General features: G+C 68.0%; 19 protein-coding genes. 11 read left to right on the top strand and 8 right to left on the bottom strand.

All coding sequences use genetic code 11. The features are described 5' to 3' along the window. Window positions 1-66: 66 nt before the first annotated feature. Window positions 67-495, bottom strand: coding sequence for an SgcJ/EcaC family oxidoreductase (locus ACFWPX_RS13260; RefSeq protein WP_378927620.1), 429 nt, complete (start codon window positions 493-495; stop codon window positions 67-69). 433 nt (window positions 496-928) lie between these two features. Between ACFWPX_RS13260 and ACFWPX_RS13255 the strand changes: the two genes are divergently transcribed. The 5 genes from ACFWPX_RS13255 to ACFWPX_RS13235 are packed head-to-tail and all read left to right on the top strand — an operon-like array spanning window position 929 to window position 6,489. After that, a complete protein-coding gene (locus tag ACFWPX_RS13255; protein WP_378927619.1) occupies window positions 929-2,713 on the top strand; it encodes a nitrite/sulfite reductase in 1,785 nt (594 codons plus the stop codon). Between the two features lie 20 nt (window positions 2,714-2,733). Beyond that, window positions 2,734-3,453: a phosphoadenylyl-sulfate reductase gene (locus ACFWPX_RS13250; RefSeq protein WP_378918824.1), complete on the top strand. Its 720-nt coding sequence runs from the start codon at window positions 2,734-2,736 to the stop codon at window positions 3,451-3,453. Next, window positions 3,432-4,409, top strand: coding sequence for a sulfate adenylyltransferase subunit CysD (gene cysD / locus ACFWPX_RS13245; protein WP_266298608.1), 978 nt, complete (start codon window positions 3,432-3,434; stop codon window positions 4,407-4,409). Before ACFWPX_RS13250 ends, cysD begins: the two co-directional genes overlap by 22 nt. Continuing rightward, complete coding sequence (locus tag ACFWPX_RS13240) at window positions 4,409-5,704, top strand: sulfate adenylyltransferase subunit 1 (protein WP_378918822.1); 1,296 nt, start codon at window positions 4,409-4,411, stop codon at window positions 5,702-5,704. The genes cysD and ACFWPX_RS13240 overlap by 1 nt, the downstream gene beginning before the upstream one ends. Then, window positions 5,704-6,489: a sirohydrochlorin chelatase gene (locus ACFWPX_RS13235; RefSeq protein ID WP_378918820.1), complete on the top strand. Its 786-nt coding sequence runs from the start codon at window positions 5,704-5,706 to the stop codon at window positions 6,487-6,489. Before ACFWPX_RS13240 ends, ACFWPX_RS13235 begins: the two co-directional genes overlap by 1 nt. Here the strand turns inward: ACFWPX_RS13235 and ACFWPX_RS13230 are convergent. After that, window positions 6,447-8,063 carry an FGGY-family carbohydrate kinase gene (locus ACFWPX_RS13230; protein ID WP_378927618.1) on the bottom strand — a complete coding sequence of 539 codons (1,617 nt, stop codon included), beginning with the start codon at window positions 8,061-8,063 and terminating at the stop codon, window positions 6,447-6,449. The genes ACFWPX_RS13235 and ACFWPX_RS13230 overlap by 43 nt on opposite strands. Window positions 8,064-8,174: 111 nt before the next feature. Between ACFWPX_RS13230 and ACFWPX_RS13225 the strand changes: the two genes are divergently transcribed. Then, on the top strand, window positions 8,175-8,825 hold the full coding sequence (locus ACFWPX_RS13225) for a hypothetical protein (protein WP_378927617.1): 651 nt from the start codon (window positions 8,175-8,177) through the stop codon (window positions 8,823-8,825). 121 nt (window positions 8,826-8,946) lie between these two features. Further along, complete coding sequence (locus ACFWPX_RS13220; RefSeq protein WP_378927616.1) at window positions 8,947-9,936, top strand: hypothetical protein; 990 nt, start codon at window positions 8,947-8,949, stop codon at window positions 9,934-9,936. A gap of 100 nt (window positions 9,937-10,036) precedes the next feature. Here ACFWPX_RS13220 and ACFWPX_RS13215 read toward each other — a convergent pair whose 3' ends face one another. After that, complete coding sequence (locus tag ACFWPX_RS13215) at window positions 10,037-10,660, bottom strand: TetR/AcrR family transcriptional regulator (RefSeq protein WP_378927615.1); 624 nt, start codon at window positions 10,658-10,660, stop codon at window positions 10,037-10,039. A 102-nt stretch (window positions 10,661-10,762) separates the two neighbouring features. On the opposite strand from ACFWPX_RS13215, the gene ACFWPX_RS13210 reads away from it, so the two are divergent. Then, window positions 10,763-12,181, top strand: a complete 1,419-nt coding sequence (locus ACFWPX_RS13210; protein ID WP_378927614.1) for an MFS transporter — start codon at window positions 10,763-10,765, stop codon at window positions 12,179-12,181. Between the two features lie 13 nt (window positions 12,182-12,194). Further along, on the top strand, window positions 12,195-12,890 hold the full coding sequence (locus ACFWPX_RS13205; protein ID WP_378927613.1) for an SGNH/GDSL hydrolase family protein: 696 nt from the start codon (window positions 12,195-12,197) through the stop codon (window positions 12,888-12,890). 59 nt (window positions 12,891-12,949) lie between these two features. Here the strand turns inward: ACFWPX_RS13205 and ACFWPX_RS13200 are convergent, their stop codons facing one another. Further along, the gene (locus ACFWPX_RS13200; RefSeq protein WP_378927612.1) at window positions 12,950-13,888 is read right to left on the bottom strand and encodes a helix-turn-helix transcriptional regulator; all 939 of its coding nucleotides are present in this window, start codon (window positions 13,886-13,888) and stop codon (window positions 12,950-12,952) included. A gap of 94 nt (window positions 13,889-13,982) precedes the next feature. Here ACFWPX_RS13200 and ACFWPX_RS13195 point away from each other — a divergent pair, with 94 nt between their 5' ends. Continuing rightward, entirely contained in the window at window positions 13,983-14,381 is a 399-nt protein-coding gene (locus ACFWPX_RS13195; protein ID WP_378927611.1) for a VOC family protein, read from the top strand. Between the two features lie 4 nt (window positions 14,382-14,385). On the opposite strand, the gene ACFWPX_RS13190 is transcribed toward ACFWPX_RS13195, so the two are convergent. Together ACFWPX_RS13190 and ACFWPX_RS13185 are read right to left on the bottom strand one after the other, a co-directional pair. Further along, complete coding sequence (locus tag ACFWPX_RS13190) at window positions 14,386-15,183, bottom strand: HAD family hydrolase (protein ID WP_378918803.1); 798 nt, start codon at window positions 15,181-15,183, stop codon at window positions 14,386-14,388. A gap of 115 nt (window positions 15,184-15,298) precedes the next feature. Continuing rightward, window positions 15,299-17,617, bottom strand: a complete 2,319-nt coding sequence (locus ACFWPX_RS13185) for an Hsp70 family protein (RefSeq protein WP_378927610.1) — start codon at window positions 17,615-17,617, stop codon at window positions 15,299-15,301. Between the two features lie 524 nt (window positions 17,618-18,141). On the opposite strand from ACFWPX_RS13185, the gene ACFWPX_RS13180 reads away from it, so the two are divergent. Further along, entirely contained in the window at window positions 18,142-18,903 is a 762-nt protein-coding gene (locus tag ACFWPX_RS13180) for a glucose 1-dehydrogenase (RefSeq protein WP_378918799.1), read from the top strand. A gap of 58 nt (window positions 18,904-18,961) precedes the next feature. On the opposite strand, the gene ACFWPX_RS13175 is transcribed toward ACFWPX_RS13180, so the two are convergent. Next, a complete protein-coding gene (locus ACFWPX_RS13175; RefSeq protein ID WP_378927609.1) occupies window positions 18,962-20,548 on the bottom strand; it encodes an FAD-dependent oxidoreductase in 1,587 nt (528 codons plus the stop codon). A 12-nt stretch (window positions 20,549-20,560) separates the two neighbouring features. Continuing rightward, window positions 20,561-21,574 carry a diiron oxygenase gene (locus ACFWPX_RS13170; RefSeq protein ID WP_378927608.1) on the bottom strand — a complete coding sequence of 338 codons (1,014 nt, stop codon included), beginning with the start codon at window positions 21,572-21,574 and terminating at the stop codon, window positions 20,561-20,563. Between the last annotated feature and the right edge of the window lie 395 nt (window positions 21,575-21,969).

Here is a 21,969-nt window from a genome sequence, read left to right as displayed (position 1 = left end):
AGCGCTGGTAGTCACCCCTCCAGTCTGCCGGGCCCCGGTATACCGTCCCGCGCGGCCCCTCGCACGTCAGTCCGTCACGACCGGCGTGTTCTGGTTGGCGGTGAGCACCCAGGCGCCGTCTTCCTTGGTCATCACATACATCGGCGTGCCCTGACCGGACAGCTCGCCGTCGAGGGTGAAGTAACTCTGGCGGATCTTGACGGCGGCGACATCGGGCCGCAGGAAGAGCACGTGCTCGACCTCGTAGGTCGCGCTGCCCTGCGTCGTCGCGCCGGGCAGCACCTGCGCGGTGAACTCGGCGATGGCCGGGCGACCGAACAGTCGCTTGCCGTGCCCGGTGGTCCAGATCGCGTCTTCGCGGAAGACGGCGACGAACTCCTCGGCCAGTTCGTTGGACTGGGCGTGGGCGATGGTGTCGACGACGGCGCGGATGGCCGCGAGTTCGGTGTCGAGATCGGTGGGGGTCTGACCGGCGGCAGTGGCGTCGTTGCTCATGGCACTACTGTGCAACCTCGAGCGCGCTCCAGGTCAACCGCGCTGTGCGGCACCGCACACGCGTCGGCGCGGCGTATCACAGGTCGGTTCCGAGCGGTGGGCTATGACCCCCGTCACAGAACAGGACGGCCGTCCAGGGAATTTCCCCCAAAAGTGCGGGAAATATCTCCTTGCGGTCGGAACGACCCGGTTGACGTGGCACAATAGGCGCATGCACGCAACTGGAGTACGACTCGTGGCCCGCCGCCACGTCGACTTCCAGCGTGTCTGTAGCGCCTGCTGTCGGCCCGGTTTCCACCGGTAGCGCAGCGGCGTCCACGCCCGGGTATCCCCCGGTGCCTTCGACTTTCATCGGCCCGCTGACCGCCTGACGCGAGCCAGCCCCTCGCGCCTTCAGCACGGATGTCCAATCACCCCGCAGGAGCGACCCACCATGACGTCGAGCACCGACGCCGGTTCGACCGAACAGTCGACGGCGCAGGCCCGCACTGAGCGTTCAGCTGCCCAGCGCCCGGCCCGCCCGAGCACCGATGCCCCGGTCGCACCGCGCGCCCGCACCGGCAAGCCGGTCCGCCGCCGCTCCGAAGGCCAGTGGGCCCTCGGTTACCGCGAGCCGCTGAACCCGAACGAACAGTCCAAGAAGGACGACAACCCGCTCAACGTCCGCGCGCGCATCGAGAACATCTACGCCAAGGGCGGCTTCGACTCGATCGACAAGGCCGACCTGCGTGGCCGTTTCCGCTGGTGGGGTCTCTACACCCAGCGTGAAGAGGGCTACGACGGCACCTTCACCGACGACGACAACATCGACCTGCTCGAAGCCAAGTACTTCATGATGCGGGTGCGTTGCGACGCAGGCGCGCTCAGTGCCGCCCAGCTGCGCACCGTCGGGCAGATCTCCACCGAGTTCGGCCGCGACACCGCCGACCTGTCCGACCGCGAGAACGTCCAGTACCACTGGATCGAGGTCGAGAACGTCCCGGAGATCTGGCGCAGGCTCGAGTCGGTCGGTCTGCACACCACCGAGGCGTGCGGTGACTGCCCGCGCGTGGTCCTCGGTTCCCCGCTCGCGGGTGAGTCGCTCGACGAGATCATCGACCCCACCTGGGCGATCGACGAGATCGTCAAGCGCTACATCGGGAAGAAGGAGTACTCCAACCTTCCCCGCAAGTTCAAGACCGCGATCTCGGGCCAGCAGGACGTGGTGCACGAGATCAACGACATCGCCTTCGTCGGCGTGAACCACCCCGAACACGGGCCTGGACTCGATCTGTGGGTCGGTGGCGGTCTGTCCACCAACCCGATGCTCGCTCAGCGCGTCGGTGCCTTCGTGCCCCTCGAAGAGGTGCCGGATGTGTGGGAAGCGGTCGTCTCGCTCTACCGCGACTACGGCTACCGCCGCCTGCGCACCAAGGCCCGCCTGAAGTTCCTGATCAAGGACTGGGGCATCGAGAAGTTCCGTCAGGTGCTCGAGGACGAGTACCTCGAGCGCAAGCTCATCGACGGTCCCGCCCCCGCGCAGCCTGCCAAGCCGATCGACCACGTGGGTGTGCAGAAGCTGCGCAACGGCCTGAACTCCGTCGGCTTCTCCCCTATCGCCGGTCGCGTCTCGGGCACCATCCTGAGCAAGGTCGCCGACGCCGCCGAGAAGTACGGCTCCGACCGCATCCGCTTCACCCCGTACCAGAAGCTGATCGTCCTCGACATCGCCGACGACCAGGTCGACGCGCTGATCGACGAACTCGAACCGCTCGGCCTGCAGGCCCGCCCGTCGGTCTGGCGCCGAAACCTGCTGGCGTGCAGCGGTATCGAGTTCTGCAAGCTCTCCTTCGTCGAGACCCGCAAGCGTTCACAGGTGCTGGCACCGGAACTCGAGCAGCGCCTCGCCGACATCAACGCCGAACTCGATGTGCCGATCACCATCAACATCAACGGCTGCCCGAACTCGTGCGGCCGGTCCCAGATCGCCGATATCGGCTTCAAGGGCCAGCTCGTCGATGACGGCACCGGGAATCAGGTGGAGGGTTTCCAGGTTCATCTCGGTGGCAGCCTCGGTCTGGACAGCGCGTTCGGCCGGAAGTTGCGTCAGCACAAGGTGACCAGCGTCGAGCTCGGTGACTACATCGATCGCGTCGTCCGCAACTTCGTCAAGAACCGGGAATCCGGTGAACGCTTCGCGGTGTGGGCTGTGCGCGCCGACGAGGCCGACCTCCGATAGTCGATGAGGAGATCCCCACTGTGACAACCAATCTCGCGGCCAAGCTGTCCGAAGACGAACTGCGCGCACTCGCCGAGCAGGGCGCGGCCGAACTCGGCCCCGATGCCTCACCGGCCGATCTGATCGCCTGGACCGACCGCAATTTCGGGAACGGCTACATCGTCGCCTCGAACATGCAGGACGGCGTGCTGGTCCACCTGGCCGCACAGACCCGCCCCGGCGTCGACGTGCTGTTCCTCGACACCGGCTACCACTTCGCCGAGACCATCGGCACCCGTGACGCGGTCGAGGCCGTGTACGGCGTGCACGTGGTCAACGTGGCGCCCGAGGCCAGTGTCGCCGAGCAGGACGCGCTGCTCGGCAAGGATCTGTTCGCCCGTGACGCCGCCGAATGCTGCCGGCTGCGCAAGGTCGTCCCGCTGAAGCGCTCGCTGAGCGGCTACAACGCGTGGATCACCGGCATCCGCCGCGTCGAGGCGCCCACCCGCGCCAACGCGCCGCTGATCTCGTTCGACGAAGCCTTCGGCCTGGTGAAGATCAACCCGATCGCACCGTGGTCCGACGACGAGATGCAGGCCTACATCGAGGCCAACGGCATTCTCGTCAATCCCCTGGTGGAGGAGGGTTACCCGTCCATCGGCTGCGCACCGTGCACGCGCAAGCCCGAGCCGGGATCCGATCCGCGCAGCGGCCGCTGGGCCGGTATCGCCAAGACCGAATGCGGATTGCACCAATCATGACCATCACCACCACTGGGAGTGAGCCTGTGAGTACCAACACCACCGAACGCGAACTCGGCCTGACCGAGTTCGACACCCTCGCGGCGCTGGAATCCGAGGCGATCCACATCTTCCGTGAGGTCGCGGGCGAATTCGAGCGCCCCGTGATCCTGTTCTCCGGCGGCAAGGACTCCACCGTCCTGCTGCACCTGGCGCTCAAGGCCTTCTGGCCCGCGCCGCTGCCGTTCACGCTGCTGCACGTGGACACCGGGCACAACCTCGACGAGGTGCTCGAGTTCCGCGACAAGGTGGTCGAGCGCTACGGCCTTCGCCTGCACGTCGCCTCGGTCGAGGAGTACCTGGCCGACGGCCGCCTGACCGAGCGCCCCGACGGCATCCGCAACCCGTTGCAGACCGTCCCGCTGCTCGACGCCATCACCGAGCACCGCTTCGACGCGGTCTTCGGCGGCGGCCGTCGCGACGAGGAGCGCTCGCGTGCCAAGGAGCGGATCTTCTCGCTGCGCAACGCCTTCGGCCAGTGGGATCCGAAGCGTCAGCGTCCCGAGCTGTGGAACCTCTACAACGGCAAGCACGCGCCGGGTGAGCACGTGCGGGTGTTCCCGCTGAGCAACTGGACCGAGCTCGACATCTGGCGCTACATCGCCCGCGAGGACATCGACCTGGCGTCGATCTACTACGCGCACGAGCGTCCGGTGTACTCCCGTGACGGCATGTGGATGACGCCCGGCGTGTGGGGCGGCCCGAACGAGAACGAGGTCCTCGAAACCCGTTCGGTGCGCTACCGCACCGTCGGCGACGGTTCCACCACCGGCGCCATCATCTCCGACGCCGCCGACAACCAGGCCATCCTGGCCGAGGTCGCGGCGTCACGACTGACCGAACGCGGTGCTACCCGCGGCGACGACCGTGTGTCCGAGGCCGCTATGGAAGACCGCAAGCGAGAGGGTTATTTCTGATGTCCGACCTATTGAGGCTGGCCACCGCCGGTTCTGTCGACGACGGTAAGTCCACCCTGGTCGGGCGGTTGCTGTACGACACGAAGTCCGTGCTGGCCGATCAGATCGACGCCGTCACCCGCGCCTCGGTCGACCGTGGACTGTCCACGCCGGACTTGTCGCTGCTCGTCGACGGCCTGCGCGCCGAGCGTGAGCAGGGCATCACCATCGACGTGGCGTACCGCTATTTCGCCACGCCCAAGCGGTCTTTCGTGCTCGCCGATACGCCGGGGCACGTGCAGTACACGCGCAACACGGTGTCGGGTGCGTCCACCGCGCAGCTGGTGATCCTGCTGACCGACGCGCGCAAGGGTGTCATCGAGCAGACCCGTCGCCATGCGGCCGTGCTGGCGCTGCTCGGTGTGCCGCGTCTGGTGCTCGCGGTGAACAAGATCGACCTCGTCGACAACCCGGCCGAGGTGTTCGCCGAGATCTCCGCCGAGTTCAACGACCTCACCTCGAAGCTGGGCTGGGCCACCGAAGACGTCATCGAGATCCCGGTCTCGGCGCTGCACGGCGACAATATCGCCAGCCGCTCCGAGAACACCCCGTACTACGACGGCCCCTCGCTGATCGAGCACCTGGAATCCGTTCCGGTGGACGCGGATTCGACCGGCACGCACGCGCTGGGTCTGCGTTTCCCCGTGCAGTACGTGATCCGTCCGCGCACCGCCGAGTACCCCGATTACCGGGGCTACGCGGGTCAGATCGCGGCCGGTTCGGTCTCGCCCGGTGACGAGATCGTGGTGCTGCCCTCGGGTAAGAAGACCACCGTCGAGCGCATCGACACCCCTGACGGCGAACTGGCCGTGGCGCAGGTCGGGCGCAGCGTGACGCTGATCCTGGCCGACGAGGTCGACATCTCGCGCGGCGACATCATCGCCTCGGTGCACGACGCGCCGGAATCGATCGACTCCTTCGACGCGACGGTGTGCTGGCTCGGTGACAAGGCCCTGCGTCCCGGTGCCCGACTGCTGCTCAAGCACGGCGCCAAGACCACCCAGGCCATCGTCGGCGCGCTCGTGGAGCGGTTCGACGAGCAGACACTCACCGCGCAGCCGAGCCCGGAGTCGTTGGAGCTCAACGACATCGGCCGTGTCTCGCTGCGGCTGGCCGAGCCGATCCCGGCCGACGACTACCGCACCAACCGGCACACCGGGTCGTTCCTGCTGATCGACCCCGCCGGTGGCAACACCCTCGCGGCCGGCCTGGTCGGCGATGTGCTGACTTCGGTCGAGGTCGGTACCGCGGTCTGATGAATCGCACGTTCGCCCCGCTGCGCGGCCCCGCTGTGGTGCCGCGCGGCGGGGGCGAGCCCGCGCTGATCCTGGTCGCCCACGGCAGCCGTGACCCGCGTTCCGCGGCGAACGCGGCGGCCGTGCGCGATCGGATCGCCGCCGCACGACCGGATGTTCTCGTGCGGCTCGCCTTTCTCGATCTGAACGCGCCGTCCGTCGACCAGGTAGTCGATGCTGTCGCGGCGCAAGGATGTTCGCACGCCATCGTGGTGCCGCTGCTGCTGGGCAGCGCGTTCCACGCCAGGGTCGATCTGCCCGGCCTGCTCGATGCCGCACGACGCAGGCATCCGCTGCTCGACCTGGTTCAGGCCGATGTGCTCGGCCCCGATCCACGACTGATCACCGCCCTGTGTGCGCGGATCACCGAGGCGACCACGGGCTACGCCCCTGGCCGGATCGGTATCGCCGTCGCCGCGGTCGGTTCCTCGCGCACCGGCGCCAACGAGCGCACCGCCGAGATCGCCGTCGCGGTCGCCCGGCGCACCGGGTTGCTCACCGAAACCTGCTTCGCGACAAGCGAACCCACCGTCTCTGCCGCGACCGAACGACTGCGCGCCCGCGGTGCGGAGCACATCGTGGTCGCGCCGTGGTTCCTGGCACCGGGTCTGCTGACCGACCGATTACGTGCCACCGCACCGGGACTCGTTCATACCCCGGCACTCGGAGCCCACCCGGCGCTGACCGAGGTCGTGTGGGATCGCTACGACACCGCGCTCGGCGCCGAATGGGAACTCTCCGCCTGAGACACCGGCGGTTCGGCCGAGTTCGCCTCGACGACGGCATCTGCGCTCGACCCGGCTTCCGCGACGATGTGTGGGGACGACTCCGTGCTCGACGCGACGGTGCCGGTTGTCGATTCCATTGCGGACGTGACGGTATCCGTGGTCGACGGTGCCGAGCCGGGTCCCGTGTGGTCGATCACAAGGCCTGGAGCGGCGGGCGCAATGGGGAGATCGGGTAGCGCGAACGCCGGAATCACGATCGACAGCGCCGGTGGCCGGCGGTTACCGGCTGAATCCGGCACCCCCTGCGAGTCGGGCAGCGGCGCACTCGGCGAGCCTTCCTGGACGAGCTCGACGGCATCGACCGCGGGCGACATCGTGGACGGGTCGATACCAGGCAGATTCGCCGGAACCGAGAGAGCCCCTTGCGTTCGAAGCGACTCCGGCACAACGACCGCCGCGCGGGGGTTCCACCACATCGCCGGGAGCTGGCGCGGCAGGGTCGCGACTGTGCCCGGCAACGGCGCCGGTGCCCCGGCCCGCCCGTCGGCAGGCCGGCCAGGCAGACTGCGACCGGGTGACGCCACCACGCCGGACCTGTCGTCGTCGGCACGTAACAGCCCGAGCACAGCCGGAATGAGCAGTGGCACAGCGAGCGCTGCGCCGGCGAGCGCGGTGCGCGACATCGGGCGCCGGACCGGCACCAGCACGGTGCCGGTGGCAGACCGCCGGGCCCCGAGCAGTGCGGCACCACGGGCGACGGACTCGGCGGTCACGGGACCGCGAACGACCGGGCAGCCCAGCGCGTCGGCGAGTGTGTGCGCCACCTCGAGCGGCGAGGCAGCGCCACCGGCAAGGAGGAGCGCACCGAGGTGCTCGGGGGAAAGTCCTGCGGTGCGCAGGCATTCGTGTACCAGCGGCAGCGAATCCCGCACGAGCTGCGCGCGAACCGCCGCCGTCCGGACGGGATCGGGCGAACCGGCGACCGGTTCGTCCGTTGGCGCCAGATCGTGATCCATGGCGGCTACGGCCGCGGCGGTGGACCGGCCACCGAAGGCATAGGACCGAATCGGCCGACCGGCGATCCGATGCCCCTGCCGGTCGCGCACAACCACGGTGAGGTCCAGGGAGGTCGCGCCGAGGTCGTACACCAGCATCGAATCCGTGGCGTCGCCGGATTTCTCGTTCGGTTCCGCCGGCTGTTCGATCGGGTCGAGGGCCACCGCTGCCGCGATCGGCTCCGCCACCAGCTCGACCTCACCCAGTTGCGCCCGCACGAGCGACCGCCGCAGCGCGGTGACGTGCTGCTCGGTGTAGACCGCCGGGTGTGCGAGCACGGTGTGCTCGGCGACAGCGCCCGCGGCGGCCATCGCCGCACCGAGAACCCGGGCGACAAGGTCGGCAGCCTCGGCGGTCGGCGCGAAGGACAGCTCGGCCGCGAGGGTCAGATCAGCGAAGCCGAGAATCCGTGGGTTCGCACCGAAGCTGTCCGCCACCGTGGTGCGACCGCTGCTGATCACCGGATCGGTGCCACCGCCGACTGCCGCGCAGACGATGTTCCGCGCTCCGATGGACACTCCCCAGCCGACCGTCATCCCTCACCAATCTCTCGCGGCCGAAGTGCGACCGGAGAACGTTTTTACTAGAACCGAAAATCTAGTTTAGCCTCTCCTAACATTTTGTTGGGACACCAGGCGGAGGCATCCATGCCACAGGGTTTGCTGGTCATTCGACCGAATATCGTGATGACACCGACGGTCTGGGGCACGCCACATGCCCCGGCCCCGATACCGCGCGGTGGTCGCTGGCCGGCCCCGGAACCGTCGCGGCCGATCGGCCTGCTCGACTCCTGGTGGCTCGTCACCGCCGCCGCGCTGGCATCGACGGGACTCCTCGGCGCGGCACTGTGGATCGCCACCCACGTGAACCCGGACCCGGCACTGCACACCGCGGGATTGTTCGTTCACCTCGCCGGGCTGACGCTCGGCTTCGGCGGCGTCCTGATCGCCGACTATCTGGCCGCCCTGTGGCTGCTCGGGCGCAGCACCCTCGCCGAGGCGATGGCCGGAGTCTCCCGGATGCACGTGCCGATCTGGCTCGGTCTCGCGGCGCTGGTTGCCAGCGGCTGCGTACTGGAACCGAACCTCGACTCCCCACTGACGCAGACCAAGATGGTGTTGACCGCGCTGCTCACCGTCAACGGATTACAGACCACGGTCTTGAGCAGGCGCCTGGCCGACCACTCGGCAGCACCACTGCCACCCCGATTACTGGTTTGGGGCGCCACCTCGGGCGCGATCTCCCAGGTCTGCTGGTGGGGAGCGATGGCCATCGGCTTCTGGAACGCCCAGCGCTGACGGACCACGTCCAGCCGACCCACCCTCCGTGATCCAGATCACGGAGCCACCCCTCTTGTTTGTATACCCCCAGGGGGTATAGTTCGTGGCAACACACAGCGAACTCAGAGAGGCGAAAACGATGACCACCAACGCCCACGCCGGACACCACACCCACGCTGACGCCGCGACCCAGCCCGCGCACGCCGGACACCATGCCGCGCACGGAATCGATACCGACGACCATGCGGCGCACCAGCATCACGGCAAGCACGCCGCGCCCGAGCAGACCGACCCCAACGGTGAGCACGCAGGTCACAGTGACGCCCACGCGGGCCACGCCGCGGGAGCTCCCGGCGGTCTCCTGATCACCCAGGACGGGTACACCCTCGACCCCGAGACCACGATCGCCGAGCCGGGCGGCATCGACTTCCGGTTCCGGATCCTCGGGCCGGACGGATCGCCCGTGACCGAGTTCGATCCGATTCACGATCGGGAACTGCACCTGATCGTGGCGCGACGGGAGCTGACCGGGTTCTGGCATGTGCATCCCCAGCGGGAAGCGGACGGCACCTGGGCGATCCGATTGGAACTGCCGGAGGCGGGCGCCTACCGCGTGTTCACCGACATCGCCCCGCGAGCACTCGGCCGCACGATCACGCTCGGCGCCGACCTCGCCATCGCGGGACACTATGCACCGCAACCGGTTCCGGCGATTGCCCGCGCCACCGAAGTCGACGGCTACGACGTGACCGTCGATGGCGAGTTGCGCGCCGAGGGCGACCTGCTGACGCTCACCGTGCGCAAGAACGGCGAGCCGGTGACGGATCTACAGCCCTACCTGGCGGCTTTCGGCCACCTCGTCATTCTGCGCGCAGGAGACCTCGCGTACATCCACGTCCACCCCAACGGCGAACCCGGCGACGGCATCACCCCCTCGGGACCCGAAATCACCTTCCACACAGCAGTTCCCGGCCCTGGCACCTACCGCCTGTTCCTGGACTTCCAACACAACAATGTCGTCCGCACTGCCGCCTTCACCCTCGCTGTTCCGCCTCTCCGGGTATTCGAGCCGGGTTCAGGTGCGACACCGGCAGCGTTGGCGGCCGACGGTGTGGCGCGGGGTAAGTGAGCCCGTTCCCGGTGAGTTACCCATGTGCTCTGGAGATCAGCGGGTCTGACGTGGCGGTATTCGCCGCGTCAGACCTGAGCGCACCCGCCATCCCTACTGGCTAGGTCCCGCTCGGCGCGTTCGACAACAAGCGGTTCGCGATTGTGCGCGCGGCCTCGACGCGGGCCGAATCGCCGGTCTGGCGGGCGATATTGGCGGCACTCAGGATCGCGTCTAATTCGAAGACCAGGAGATTCGCGTCGGCGTCGGCGAGTTCGCCCATGGCCTGGGCCTTACGGACCTCGTCGGCCAGGAAGGACAGCCAGTCGTCGTGGTCGGCTACGACGGCGTCGCGCACGGGGCCGGGCTTGCTGCTGAATTCGGTGAGGGTGGCCACCCGGAAGCAGCCGCCGGGGAAGGGCGGATTCTCGATATGGGCGAACCAGCCGTCGACCATCGCGCGGACCCGGGTTCCGCCGCGTGGGGCACGCAGGCCGGGCGCGATGACTCGTTCGATGAAGATGTCGCGCCCGGCCTGGACGGCGGCGAGCTGCAGGGCTTCCTTGGTGCCGAAGAGAGTGGCGATGCCGCTCTTGCTGATGCCGAGGTCGGTGGCGAGCCGACCGATACTGAGGCCGTCGAGACCTTCGACGGAGGCGAGTTCGGCGGCGCGACGGGCGATGGTGGCGCGGGCACGGGCGCCCTTGGCCAACCGCTGGTCGCTCGGTTCCGTCAGCTGGGTCATGTGAATCATTGTTCCACCGCGGGGTTGCAAAGGCGAACGATCGGTCGTACTTTTATTTACGAACGATCGTACGTTCTTATTTCTCCCCTCGAAGGATTCCGCATGACCGACGTGTCAGCTCGGCCCGAAGATCCGCTCCGCACAGCGACTCCAGACTCCAGCGCCGCAGGCCGCACCCTCGCAGTGGCCGCGGGCGCGGCATTCATCGCCTTCCTCGATCTCTCCGTTGTCAACATCGCGTTCCCGACGATCGCCCTGAGCTATCCCGGCACGTCCACCGGCACGCTGACCTGGATCGTCAGCGGTTACGCGATCGCGTTCGCCGCGCTACTCACGCCCGCGGGGCGCATCGCCGACGCATTGGGCCGTCGGCGCCTGTTCGCCCTGGCACTGGCCGGATTCGCGGTCACCTCCCTGCTGTGCGGGCTCGCACCCGGCGCGGACTGGCTCATCGCGGGACGGGTCCTGCAGGGCATCACGGCGGCGTTCATGGTGCCCGCGGCACTCGGACTGGTCCTGGAAGCCACGCCGCGGGCGAAGATCGGCGCCGCCATCGGCGCTTGGTCGGCGGCCGGCGGGTTCGCGGCTGTGGTCGGTCCGGCGCTGGGTGGTGCGCTGGTCGAGGTGTTCGGCTGGCGCGCGGTCTTCCTGATCAATGTGCCGATCGCGTTGGTGTTGATCGTGCCGGGGCTGCGGCTGCCCGGCGGTGGCAAGGCCTCGAGCGAGACGGCGCTGCCAGATCCGCTCGGCACGGTCGCCGTCGCGATCGGACTCGGTGCGATCGTCGCCGCCGTCACCGAAGGTCAGTCATGGGGTTGGACCGCGCCCGGCACGCTCGTCGCGTTGCTCGGCGGTATCACGCTGACGATGTTCGCGCTGGTTCGCTCGCGTCGGCATGCCAATCCGGCTGTCGCCGTGACGCTCTGGCGTGATCGGCAATTCGCGCTCGCGAACGCGGGTTCGTTCCTGTTCGGCGCCTCGATGTTCGCGTGGCTGCTGGCCGGGCCGCTGTTCCTGAACGCGATCTGGGGCTATTCCGTCCTCGAGTCGGCGGCCGCGCTGACCGTCGGCGCGGTGGCATCGATGGTGACCGCCGTTGTGACCGGCCGGATTACGACACCGCGCGGCCAGCGGTGGGTGGGAGTGTTCGGTGGTCTGATGTCGACGGCCGCGCTGGCCTGGATGAGCACCGATGCCTTCGGCCCCGAACCCGCGCTGTGGACGGCGTGGGTTCCCGCCGGTGTGCTCGGCGGCGGCGGGATCGGCATCGTCGTCACGGTGCTCGGCACGGCGGCGGCGAATTCTGTTCCACCGCAACAATTCGCGGCCGGGATCGGGATGAACCTCACTGCTCGTCAGGTGGGAGGGGGACTCGGCATCGCCGTACTGGCGGCGATCTTCTCGGCGACGGCCGACGACCCGCTCCGCGGTTTCCACCTCCTGTTCGCCGTGTGCGCGGGGATCAACATCGCCGTCGCCCTTGTCCTCGCCTTGCCTTCGCAGGCCCGTTCGACCAACTGAACCAGGAGTTGATATGTCTTCCAGCACACCACTATCCGTGAAATTCACCGTCGAAGCCGACGACCCGCTGGTGCTGGCGCCGGAGCAGACCGCCGCGCTGCTCGCGGGGGCGCCGTGGCAGCGTTTCGCGGTGCTCGGTGATTCCATCGCCGCGGGGACCGGCGATCGGAGTCCCGGTTATGCCCCGACCGGCTGGGCCGATCGGGTCGCCGCGGACCTCACCGCGGTCAATCCCGCACTGGCCTACCGCAATACGGGCCGGATCGGGGCCACCAGCGGACAGGTCATCGACCGGCAGCTGTCCGAAATCCTGGACTTCGCACCGGATCTCGTGCATGTCAGCTGTGGCGGCAACGATCTGTTCACGGCGGGCGGTGATGTCGATCAGCTGCACGCGAATCTGTCGACGATCCTCACCGCGCTGGCCGCCACCGGGGCACAGCTCTCGATTTTCACCATGGCAGACGTGTGGGCCGTCGAGCGGATGGCGCCGATGCGAGCCATGCGCCCGCGAATGATCGCGCTCAACGAGGTGCTGCGGGCGGTGGCCGCCGAGTTCGATGCGGTCCTCACCGAGTTCTGGGACCATCCGCTGCGGTCGCGACCCGAGTTGATGAGCGCGGATCTCATCCACTTCACCACGAGTGGGCATGCGGTGGTGGCCAGTGAAGTGGTCAGGTCGCTGGCCCCGCTCATCGACAGGTCCTAGGGGATGCGGGGCGGCCGAAGGGGGATCGCCCCGCACAACACTGCGCAGGAACGCGGCGCTCACCTGTTGTCGCGCACCAATCGAGTGCCGAGTGCCACCAGTTCGGATCTCACCTCGGCAGGACCGATCACCTCCACGTCGCCGCTCCAACCCGCCAGCTGCCGGGCGACCATTTTCGCGGTGTCGGCGGTGATCTGTGCGCGCACCCGACCGTCAGTCGCTGGGCCGAGCAGAGTGCAGTTGCGGCCCTGTTGGTCGGCCAGGATGGGCGCGAGCTCGGCGGAGACGAGAATCGTCGCGGAAACGGCGGCGCGACGACCCTCCATCTGCTCGACGATCTGAGACCACTCGGCGTGAAGATCGAAATCCACTGGCCGGTCGGCTGTCTCGTCGAGCGTGGTGACCTCGGCGATGCGGTCCAAGCGGAAGGTTCGCTGCCCACGGTCGGTGCCCGCGATGAGGTACCAGACCGTTTCCTTCTCGACCAGGCCCCACGGATCGATCGTGCGGACCGTGCGTTCACCTTTGCGCAGATATTCGATGCGCACGCGGCGGCGATCCACCACCGCGCGCCGCACCGTATCGAGGACAGCGGGCGCCGCTGGATCGGGTCGCCCCCAGCGGGCCGGGTCGACGACAACGGCGTCGGCCGCGGCGGCGGCATCGGCGCGGAAGGTGTGTGGGAGGGCCCGAACCAGTTTTCGGAGAGCCGACTTCAGTTCGGGGGCGGCCTGGGCGGCGGGGCCCGCGAGCAGGAACAGCGCTCTGGTCTCCCCCGCCGTGAGTCCGGAGAGGTCGGTGCGGGCGCCGCCGATCAGCGACCAACCGCCCCCGCGACCCGATTGCGGGTAGACCGGGATGCCCGCGGCCGACAAGGCCTCCAGGTCACGCCGGGCTGTCGCCACCGAGACTTCGAGTTCGGACGCGACCTCGGCGGCTGTCACCCGCCCCCGCGCCTGCATCAACAACAGGGTGGCTACCAATCGGTCGGCTCGCATACTCGGCAATTCTGCCGAATAAAGTGCTCATTTGGTGAGCACTTTGGCTGGCAAAGTCGTTTTCACACCGAAGCGACAACCGAATGGAGCAGACATGCTGCGCGGAATGGCCACCACCACCTACTACGCCGACGACCTCACCGCCGCCAAGGACTGGTACAGCGAGTTCCTCGGCATCGCACCGTATTACGAGGTTCCCGGTGGGTACTACGAGTTCCGGCTCGGGCCGTTGCAGGCCGAGCTGGGAATCATCAATCGCGCGTACGCACCGGCGGGTGCGCGCAATGCGCCGGGCGGAGGTGGCGTGGTCTTCTGGCAGGTCGACGATCTCGCGGCCACCTTCGCCCGGTTGCTCGAGCTGGGCGCCACCGAGTACGAGCCGATCACCGAGCGCGGGGAGGGCGCGGGCTTCGCGACCGCGGCGGTACTCGATCCGTTCGGCAATGTGCTCGGGATCATGGCCAACCCGCACTATGTGGCGATGACGTCCTAGGGATTCAGGCGAACCAGCGTTCGAGGACGGTGGCGACACCGTCCTCGCTGACGTCGCCGGTCACTTCGTCGGCCAGGGCGAGCACGGCATCGGGCGAGCCGGCCATGGCCACCGAATGTGCTGCCCAACGCAACATCTCGCGGTCGTTGAAGCCGTCACCGATGGCCAGGGTGGCTTCGGCCTCGATGCCGAGAAGAAGCCGAAGTTGTTCCAGCGCCCAGCCTTTGGACACCCCACGGCGGGAGACGGTGAGCCACGGGCCGTACTCACCGTGTACCCAGGACGCATCGGGAACGTCGAAGGTCTGCAGCAGGCGCAGCATCTCATCAGGGCTGCCGTCGGGCCACCAGCCGTTGAGGCGCGGCGTCGGCACACTGCTCAGCTCGAGGTGGTCGACGAGCTGGAAATCGCCGATCGAGAACTCTCCCGGCCCGTGCCCGGTCGCCCAGGTGCCGACGCCTACCCGTTCCGCGGCGAAGATCATCTCCGGGAACAGCGCGCGCAGAGCGAGCACCGCCGGTCCCGGATCGAACGATTGGACCGCGACCGGCTCACCACGTGCCACATCAATGTGCACGGCACCGTTGGAACACAACGCATGTCCCTCGGCGAGGCCGAGCTCACTCAACACCGGGCGCGTGGTGAGCAGGGTTCGCCCGGTGGTCACCACCACGTGCGCCCCCGCCGACACCGCCGCGCGCACCGCGGCCCCCACCCGCGCGCTGATCTCGAACCCTGTCGCCAGCAGGGTCCCGTCTACATCGAGCGCGATCAGCTTCGGCGCTCCCCCGAGTACAGCCACCGCCCTATTGTGCCCGCCCCCACCGACACCCACCCCCGTTTCACCACCGGCGCAGGCGGGACTACCCGGCATCCGGTGCGGCACTTACCGTCGCGGGCCCGACGTGGCTGGTCGGTCAGCGGCGAGAACCGCCGCCACCACCGCCGCCACCACCGCCTCCACCACCTGCGGAGCCGCCCGACGACGCGCCACCCGAAGACGCGCCACCCGAAGACGCGCCACCCGAAGACGCGCCACCTGAAGACGCGCCACCTTTGGAGCTGCCACCAGACGATGTACCGCCAGACGATGCGCCCCCGGAAGATGCGCCGCTGGAGGACGCCCCACTGTCCGATCCGCCGCCCGATGCTCCACCACCCGAAGTACCACCGGAGGCGCCCCCACCCGAAGCACCACCGGAGGCGCCCCCACCCGATGCGCCCCCACCGGAGGCACCCCCACCGGAGGCACCGCCACCGGAAGCACCACCGTCAGATCCGCCACCGGAAGCACCACCGCCCGACGCACCACCGCCCGACGCACCACCGCCGCTACCGCCGGTCGATGCACCACCACCGGACGCACCACCACCCGACGCACCACCACCGCTACCGCCGCTCGACGCACCACCACCGGAAGTGCCACCGCCCGAAGCCCCACCGGAAGTGTCTGTACCGCCGGTGGTTCCACCGCCGGTCGAACCTCCCGTGGCACCGCCGCCGGTGGTACCGCCGGTCGGTGTCCCACCCGAGGTACCGCCGACCGATCCGCCGGGATCGGAAGGTGTTGTGCCACTACTGGTTCCACCGGTCGGCGCAGATCCCCCGGTTTCGACGGAGACACCACCCGTGCTCGGTGCCGCTGTCCCGCCGGTCGGAGTGGATGTACCACCGGTCGGTGTGGATGTGCCGTCCGTCGCCGCTGTGCCGGGCGTCGGCGCGGTACCGGCCGCCGGAAGAGTGCCGGGATCTGTTGCGCCGGGAGCGGTCGGGATGCCAGGTGCTTCCGGAGTGCCTGGGACCGTGATCGGGCCGCCATGGGGAAGTTCGGGCGCGCCGGGGTTGGTCGGCGTGTTCTGGGGTTGGGCGACCTGCGGGCCGAAGGGTAAGGGGTTGATGAAGCGGGCCGGGTCGCCGTAGGTGGTGCGGGCGAGGACCGGCGACTTGCAGTCGTTGTCGACACCCTGGTGGCCGGGACCGCCGCGGTCGGCGCCGCTGCCGGCGGATCCGCCGGGACGCGACTTGCCGCCGGGCGCGGTCGCGGGGGCGATGAGGTTCTCGTAGGCACTGCGGGCCGCGGCGATGCCCGCTACCTGGATGCGGCCGGTGACCGGGTCTACACCGCTGACCAGACCCGCGGTTCGCGCGGCGAGGAGGTCGGCGCTCATGTCGTAGAGCAGCGCGTCGACCGGGGCGCCCAGCACGGGGAACCGCTCGAGGACCGGCATCAGGCCGGGATCGAAGGGACTGCCGAACACCGTCATGGCCGACATGGCGAGCGCGGAAACGACTGCCGCGCTGGAGAACACCGCCACGTGCGGCACCGGGCCACCGGTCTGCTGCTCGGGTGCGAAGGTGCGAGCCGCCAAACCTGCCGCGCCCGAGGCGATCACCTGGCCGGGGTCGGCCACGGTGACGAGCGGAACGCCGAGTTCGGCGAGGGTGCGGGCGACTTCGGGTGGGCGCGAGGCACCGCCGACGACGAGGATGCGCGACAGGTCGGCCAGCCGCAGACCCGCCGCGGCCACACTCTTGCTCACCAATGGGAAAGTGTCACGGATGTGTTCGGCGCGCAGCGCGTCGATGTTCACCATGGAGGTGAGGGTCTGGGTCGCGCGGCCAAGACCCGGTTCGCCCGCGTAACGGGCGACCATCTCACCGAGCGGCTTGCCACCGAAATCGGTGGACCGCGTGGGTGTTCCGACCATCGGATGGTGCGGCCAGTCGGGACCCACGCGCAGCACGGTGAGGTCGAGGCTGGTGGCGCCGAGGTCGTAGACGAGCACGAAGCCCGGCTCCAGTGGGCCGCGATCGATCTCCAGCCATTCCGCGGCGGCGACCGGTTCGGGTGCGAGCAGGACCTCGCCGGCGCCCGCGAGATGCAGCGCCTGGCCGAGTAACGAGACCTGCTTGTCGGTGTAGACCGCCGGATAGGTCAAGACGATCCCGGCGGGTGGTTCGGCCAGCTCGATCAGACCGGTGACCACCGCGGCGATCAGATTGGTCGCCGAGTAGAACCGCCCACCCATCACCATCGGCTCCGGTTCGCGGGTGAGGTCCGCGAAATCCGTGATCGCCGAGGCGAATTCGTTGATCGCGCCGATGCGGGGCCTGCCCGCCTCGTCGAATGTCAATGCGGTGCGTCGTGTGCGCACCGCCGGTTTGGCTGGATCGTCGGCGACTACCGCCGAAATCGCATTGACCGCACCGATACTCAAGCCCAGACCTCTGGTCATGTTTTTGCTATCCCGTCAACGCACCGTGACCACGTCCAGCACGCGAGCGCACCATGTGGCCGCGGTCGTCTTCCAAACAGCTCGCCTAGATTAACTGGCACGTCCGCGAATTGCTGCCGGATTGATACGTAATCCGCAACCATGCGCCACCACAAGACGATTCGTGCAGGTGAGATGGTTGAAGGCTAAATATCCACCCCCCTGAACGACCCCTCGGTGATTCACAGACTCCGAGAGGCAGCTACCTGCGAGTAATCGGACAGAGCCCCCATTAAATACATTCTTCGAGTTTGTTATCCCGACCATAAAGCACACTTACCGACCGGTAACCAATTCATTTACTGCCGACGCGATTTAACTGGCGGCAAATTACATTCCCTCATTTCGGAGTTGACCCACTGTTCAGTGACACGTCAACGCAGCGACCGATTCCCGCCAGCACGGCCCAGCGCCCGCCGGTTGACTGAGAAGGCGGAGAGACACCGACCGGATCTCGAAACACCAAGGGAAAGAAGGCACTACGCATGTCCACTCGATTCGCCGACCAGGTCGTACTCATCACCGGCGCCGGCTCCGGCATCGGCAAGGCGGTCGCACTGCGGGTCGCGTCCGAAGGTGCCGCCGTGGTCCTCGGCTCGCGCGGCAAGGACCAGGGCGAGCAGGTCGCCGAGCAGATCAGGACGGCGGGCGGACGCGCGCTGTTCGTCTCGACCGATGTCACCATCGACGCCGACGCCGAACGACTCGTCCAGGCCGCGCTCACCGAGTACGGCCGCCTCGACGCGGCCTTCAACAACGCGGGCGCGGTGAACGCCTTCGGGCCGATCGCCGAGATCGACGACGTCTCCTGGCGCGCCGACATGGATCTGAACCTCGACGGCGTCTTCTACGGTCTGCGCCACCAGGTTCCGGCCATCACCGCCGCCGGCGGCGGCGCGATCCTGAACAACGCCTCCAACCTCGGCGTGGTCGGGATGGCTCAGGTGGCGCCGTATGTGGCGGCCAAGCACGCCGTCGTCGGACTCACCAAGTCGGTGGCGCTCGAGACCGCGGCGGCGGGTGTGCGGGTCAACGCGCTGGTCTCCGGTGCGGTCGACACCCCGGCGTTCCGCGCGTCGATGGGCGCCACACCGGAGGGTGAGGCAGCCATCGCGGCGCTGCACCCCCTGGGGCGAATCGCCCAGCCCGACGAGATCGCCGCGCTGTGCGCGTTCCTGCTCAGCCGCGAGGCGTCCTTCGTCACCGGTGCGGCCATCGCCGCGGACGGCGGCTTCACCGCACAGTAGGAAAACGAAAGGCCCGCAACGTCTCCCAGTGACGTTGCGGGCCTGCGGTTTTCAGTTCTCAGCTGCGAGCGAACAGCCGCTTCACCGAGCGTTCCCTCGGGGCCACCGCACCACCGGCGACCGCTTGCGGGCGACGGGCGCGCACGAGACGGCCGAACTCCTGCGCGTTGCGAACGGGCTCACGCAGCCTGCCACCGTTGAAATCATCGGCGAGCTGCTGCACGGTCTCCTGCGCACACGACTTGTTGGTCCCGATGAAACCGGTCGGGCCGCGCTTGATCCAGCCGGTCACATACGTGCCGGGGTAGACCTCGCCACCGGGCGCGGTGAGCACCCGGCCGGCGTCGTTCGGGATCACCGCACGAGCCTCGTCGAACGGCAGACCCGCGGTCGGCACCCCTCGGTAGCCGACCGAGGTGAGCACGACGCCCGCCTCGAGCAGCGCGGTATCGCCGGTCGGCGTGGCGGCCACGCGACCTTCGGCGTCGGTGACGAGCTCGTTGCGCTCCACCCGCACCCCGGTCACAGTGTCGGTGCCGACGATCTCCACCGGCGAGGACAGGTAACGGAACACGATGCGCTTGCGTGCGCCGAACGGGCGATTCGCGACGCTGTGCAGCAGGCGCAGCTTCTGCTCGACCTTGTAGGGCAGATCGGGCGTGACCGCGGGCAGCTCACCCTCGATCGCGATGTCGATATCGGCGGCCAGCAGGCCGACGAACTCGGGCACCGTGAACGCCGACTCGGCCGGACCACGACGGCCGAGGATCACGACCTCTTCGATCTTGCTCTCGCGCAATGCCTTCAGCGCGTACGGCGCGATGTCGGTGTCGGCGAGCAGGGCCGGATCGACGGTCAGGATGCGGGCCACGTCGAGGGCGACGTTGCCGTTGCCGACGATGACGACCCGCTTCTGGTTCAGATCGAACCGGTCGTCGGCGTGGTCGGGATGGCCGTTGTACCAGGCGACGAAGTCGGTGGCCGACACATTGCCTGCCAGACCCTCGCCCGGGATGGCGAGCTTGCGATCCGAGGACGCGCCGACGGCGTAGATCACGCCGTGGAAGTGCTCGAGCAGCTCGGCATGGCTGATGTGCTCGCCGATCTCGACATCGAGATAGGTACCGAAGTCGTCCTGCTTCGACATGATGTCGAACAGGTCGGCGACCTTCCTGGTGTGCTTGTGATCGGGCGCGACGCCGAGACGGGCCAGACCGTAGGCCTGCGGCAGGCGGTCGAACATCGTGACCGCGACGCCGGGCTGGGTGAGCAGCTCGTCGGCGGCGTACATCGCCGACGGGCCAGAGCCGACGATGGCGACCCGCAGCGGGGAGCGCTGCGTGTCGATCGCGGGCGGCATCACCGGTGCGGCCAACGTCGGCCGGTCCCGCTGCACGCGGAAGAAGTCGGCGTTGATCTCGATGAAGGGCTTCTGCTCGTCGGTCAGCTTCTTCGACGAGGTGATGGCGTCTACGGGACACGCGGTGGCACAGGCGCCACAGTCCACGCACGCCGCCGGATCGACGTAGAGCATCTCCGCGGTACGGAAATCCGGCTCATCCGGGGTGGGATGAATGCAGTTGACCGGGCATGCGTAGACGCACGAGGCGTCACTACAGCATGACTGGGTGACAACATATGGCATATCGCTATCGCCTCAGGCGGCGTGCTTGGCGGAGCGCTTCGGCTCCGAGCGGTAGCGGCTCGACGGTCCGTCGATGCCGAACATCTTCCACACCCAGCGGGCGACCGGGTTCATCAGACCGATGTCCTCGGCGAGCGCGCGCACGTCGATGAAGTAGTCGGCGAAGACCTGCTTGGCCTCCTTGGAACCGTAGAACAGCTCCTTGCGCACATCGGCGGGCATGTCGAACTGCTTGAAGAACGTCTTCGGCGGGGTCGCGATGGCCCGGCCGAGGATGAACATGATGGTCGGCATGGCGATCGACAGCACGAACTTGTTGAACGAGCGCTGCGCGGGCACGTTCTTCTCGAGGAACGCGTGGGCGAAGGAGATGTGGCGAGCTTCCTCGGCCACGTGGATCGCCATCACACCGCGCATGATCGGGTGGATGTCGTCGCCCGAGCGCAGGATGTCCTTCTGGATGTGGTCGATCGGCTCCTCGCCGGCGAGCACGGCCATGAAGAACAGGTTCGGCATCAGGGCGCCGACCGGGGAGACCAGGTGGCGCAGCTGACGCACCAGCGGGTTCATGCCCGGCACGTCGGCGACGCGGTTCACCATCTCCTGGAACATCAGGGTGTGGTTGTGCTCTTCGATCATCTCGTGTGAGCAGTACCGGAATTCCGGGTCGTTGTTCTTCAGGTTGAAGATGTGCTGCATCATGCCGACGATCAGGATGGCCTCGAACTGCAGACCGACCTTGGCGACATTGGCCTGACGGACCTTGCCGATCTCGATCCTCTTCTCCAGCGGCAGCGCCTGGTACCAGGGGTGGCGACCGATGGGGTCAGCCGAGGTCACCAGGACCCAGCGCTCGGGCTTGCAGTTCGGATCGAAGTCGGGGGCGTCCCAGTCGATGTCCTCGAACGGGTCGAAGTGGCGATCGACCGATGCCTCGGACAGCATCAGCAACTTCTCGGCGTACGCCTGAGCCTCTGCGACTACAGGATCGACGTCAGGGGTGGTGGGCGCAGACATCGTCGTCACTGCCTCTCCTCTAGGGACGTTTACTGTTTCCAATGGTTACACCTACACCGAGTCACGTCAACTCTGCGCAGTGCCGAATTTCGCGTGCTCGGCGCGCCGAAAGCCCTGTTGAGGAAGCTACTCGCCAGTAAAAGAGCTTCTACCTGTGACACTGCGTCATGCACAGTCTTCGGGGGTCTGCGGTAAGTCGCGGAAAATAGTTGTCCGCCGAGCGCGTCGTTCCGGCCTGCGAACCACCGGTACCGGTTAACCTGCGCCGATCCGCGTCGATCGAGGGTTTCGTCCCGCCGGCGAATCCCCCGGCAACGGGCGGCAGGGGGGCGCGGCCGCGGAGGGGGTGGGGGGGGTGGGGCGCGCCGGGGAGCTGGTGTGAGTGTGAGTGGGTGGGAGAGGGG

Source organism: Nocardia sp. NPDC058518 (assembly GCF_042719655.1).
Classification (GTDB): Bacteria; Actinomycetota; Actinomycetes; order Mycobacteriales; family Mycobacteriaceae; genus Nocardia.
The sequence above is the reverse complement of the archived record's forward strand: the minus strand, read 5'-3'. Positions and strand labels throughout refer to the sequence as shown.

Bases quoted from the DNA above. Each gene is read 5' to 3' on its own strand.
- ACFWPX_RS13260 (WP_378927620.1), bottom strand. From the start codon at position 495: ATGAGCAACGACGCCACTGCCGCCGGTCAGACCCCCACCGATCTCGAC.
- ACFWPX_RS13255 (WP_378927619.1), top strand. From the start codon at position 929: ATGACGTCGAGCACCGACGCCGGTTCGACCGAACAGTCGACGGCGCAG.
- cysD (WP_266298608.1), top strand. From the start codon at position 3,432: ATGCGGATTGCACCAATCATGACCATCACCACCACTGGGAGTGAGCCT.
- ACFWPX_RS13240 (WP_378918822.1), top strand. From the start codon at position 4,409: ATGTCCGACCTATTGAGGCTGGCCACCGCCGGTTCTGTCGACGACGGT.
- ACFWPX_RS13235 (WP_378918820.1), top strand. From the start codon at position 5,704: ATGAATCGCACGTTCGCCCCGCTGCGCGGCCCCGCTGTGGTGCCGCGC.
- ACFWPX_RS13230 (WP_378927618.1), bottom strand. From the start codon at position 8,063: ATGACGGTCGGCTGGGGAGTGTCCATCGGAGCGCGGAACATCGTCTGC.
- ACFWPX_RS13225 (WP_378927617.1), top strand. From the start codon at position 8,175: ATGCCACAGGGTTTGCTGGTCATTCGACCGAATATCGTGATGACACCG.
- ACFWPX_RS13220 (WP_378927616.1), top strand. From the start codon at position 8,947: ATGACCACCAACGCCCACGCCGGACACCACACCCACGCTGACGCCGCG.
- ACFWPX_RS13215 (WP_378927615.1), bottom strand. From the start codon at position 10,660: ATGACCCAGCTGACGGAACCGAGCGACCAGCGGTTGGCCAAGGGCGCC.
- ACFWPX_RS13210 (WP_378927614.1), top strand. From the start codon at position 10,763: ATGACCGACGTGTCAGCTCGGCCCGAAGATCCGCTCCGCACAGCGACT.
- ACFWPX_RS13205 (WP_378927613.1), top strand. From the start codon at position 12,195: ATGTCTTCCAGCACACCACTATCCGTGAAATTCACCGTCGAAGCCGAC.
- ACFWPX_RS13200 (WP_378927612.1), bottom strand. From the start codon at position 13,888: ATGCGAGCCGACCGATTGGTAGCCACCCTGTTGTTGATGCAGGCGCGG.
- ACFWPX_RS13195 (WP_378927611.1), top strand. From the start codon at position 13,983: ATGCTGCGCGGAATGGCCACCACCACCTACTACGCCGACGACCTCACC.
- ACFWPX_RS13185 (WP_378927610.1), bottom strand. From the start codon at position 17,617: ATGACCAGAGGTCTGGGCTTGAGTATCGGTGCGGTCAATGCGATTTCG.
- ACFWPX_RS13180 (WP_378918799.1), top strand. From the start codon at position 18,142: ATGTCCACTCGATTCGCCGACCAGGTCGTACTCATCACCGGCGCCGGC.
- ACFWPX_RS13175 (WP_378927609.1), bottom strand. From the start codon at position 20,548: ATGCCATATGTTGTCACCCAGTCATGCTGTAGTGACGCCTCGTGCGTC.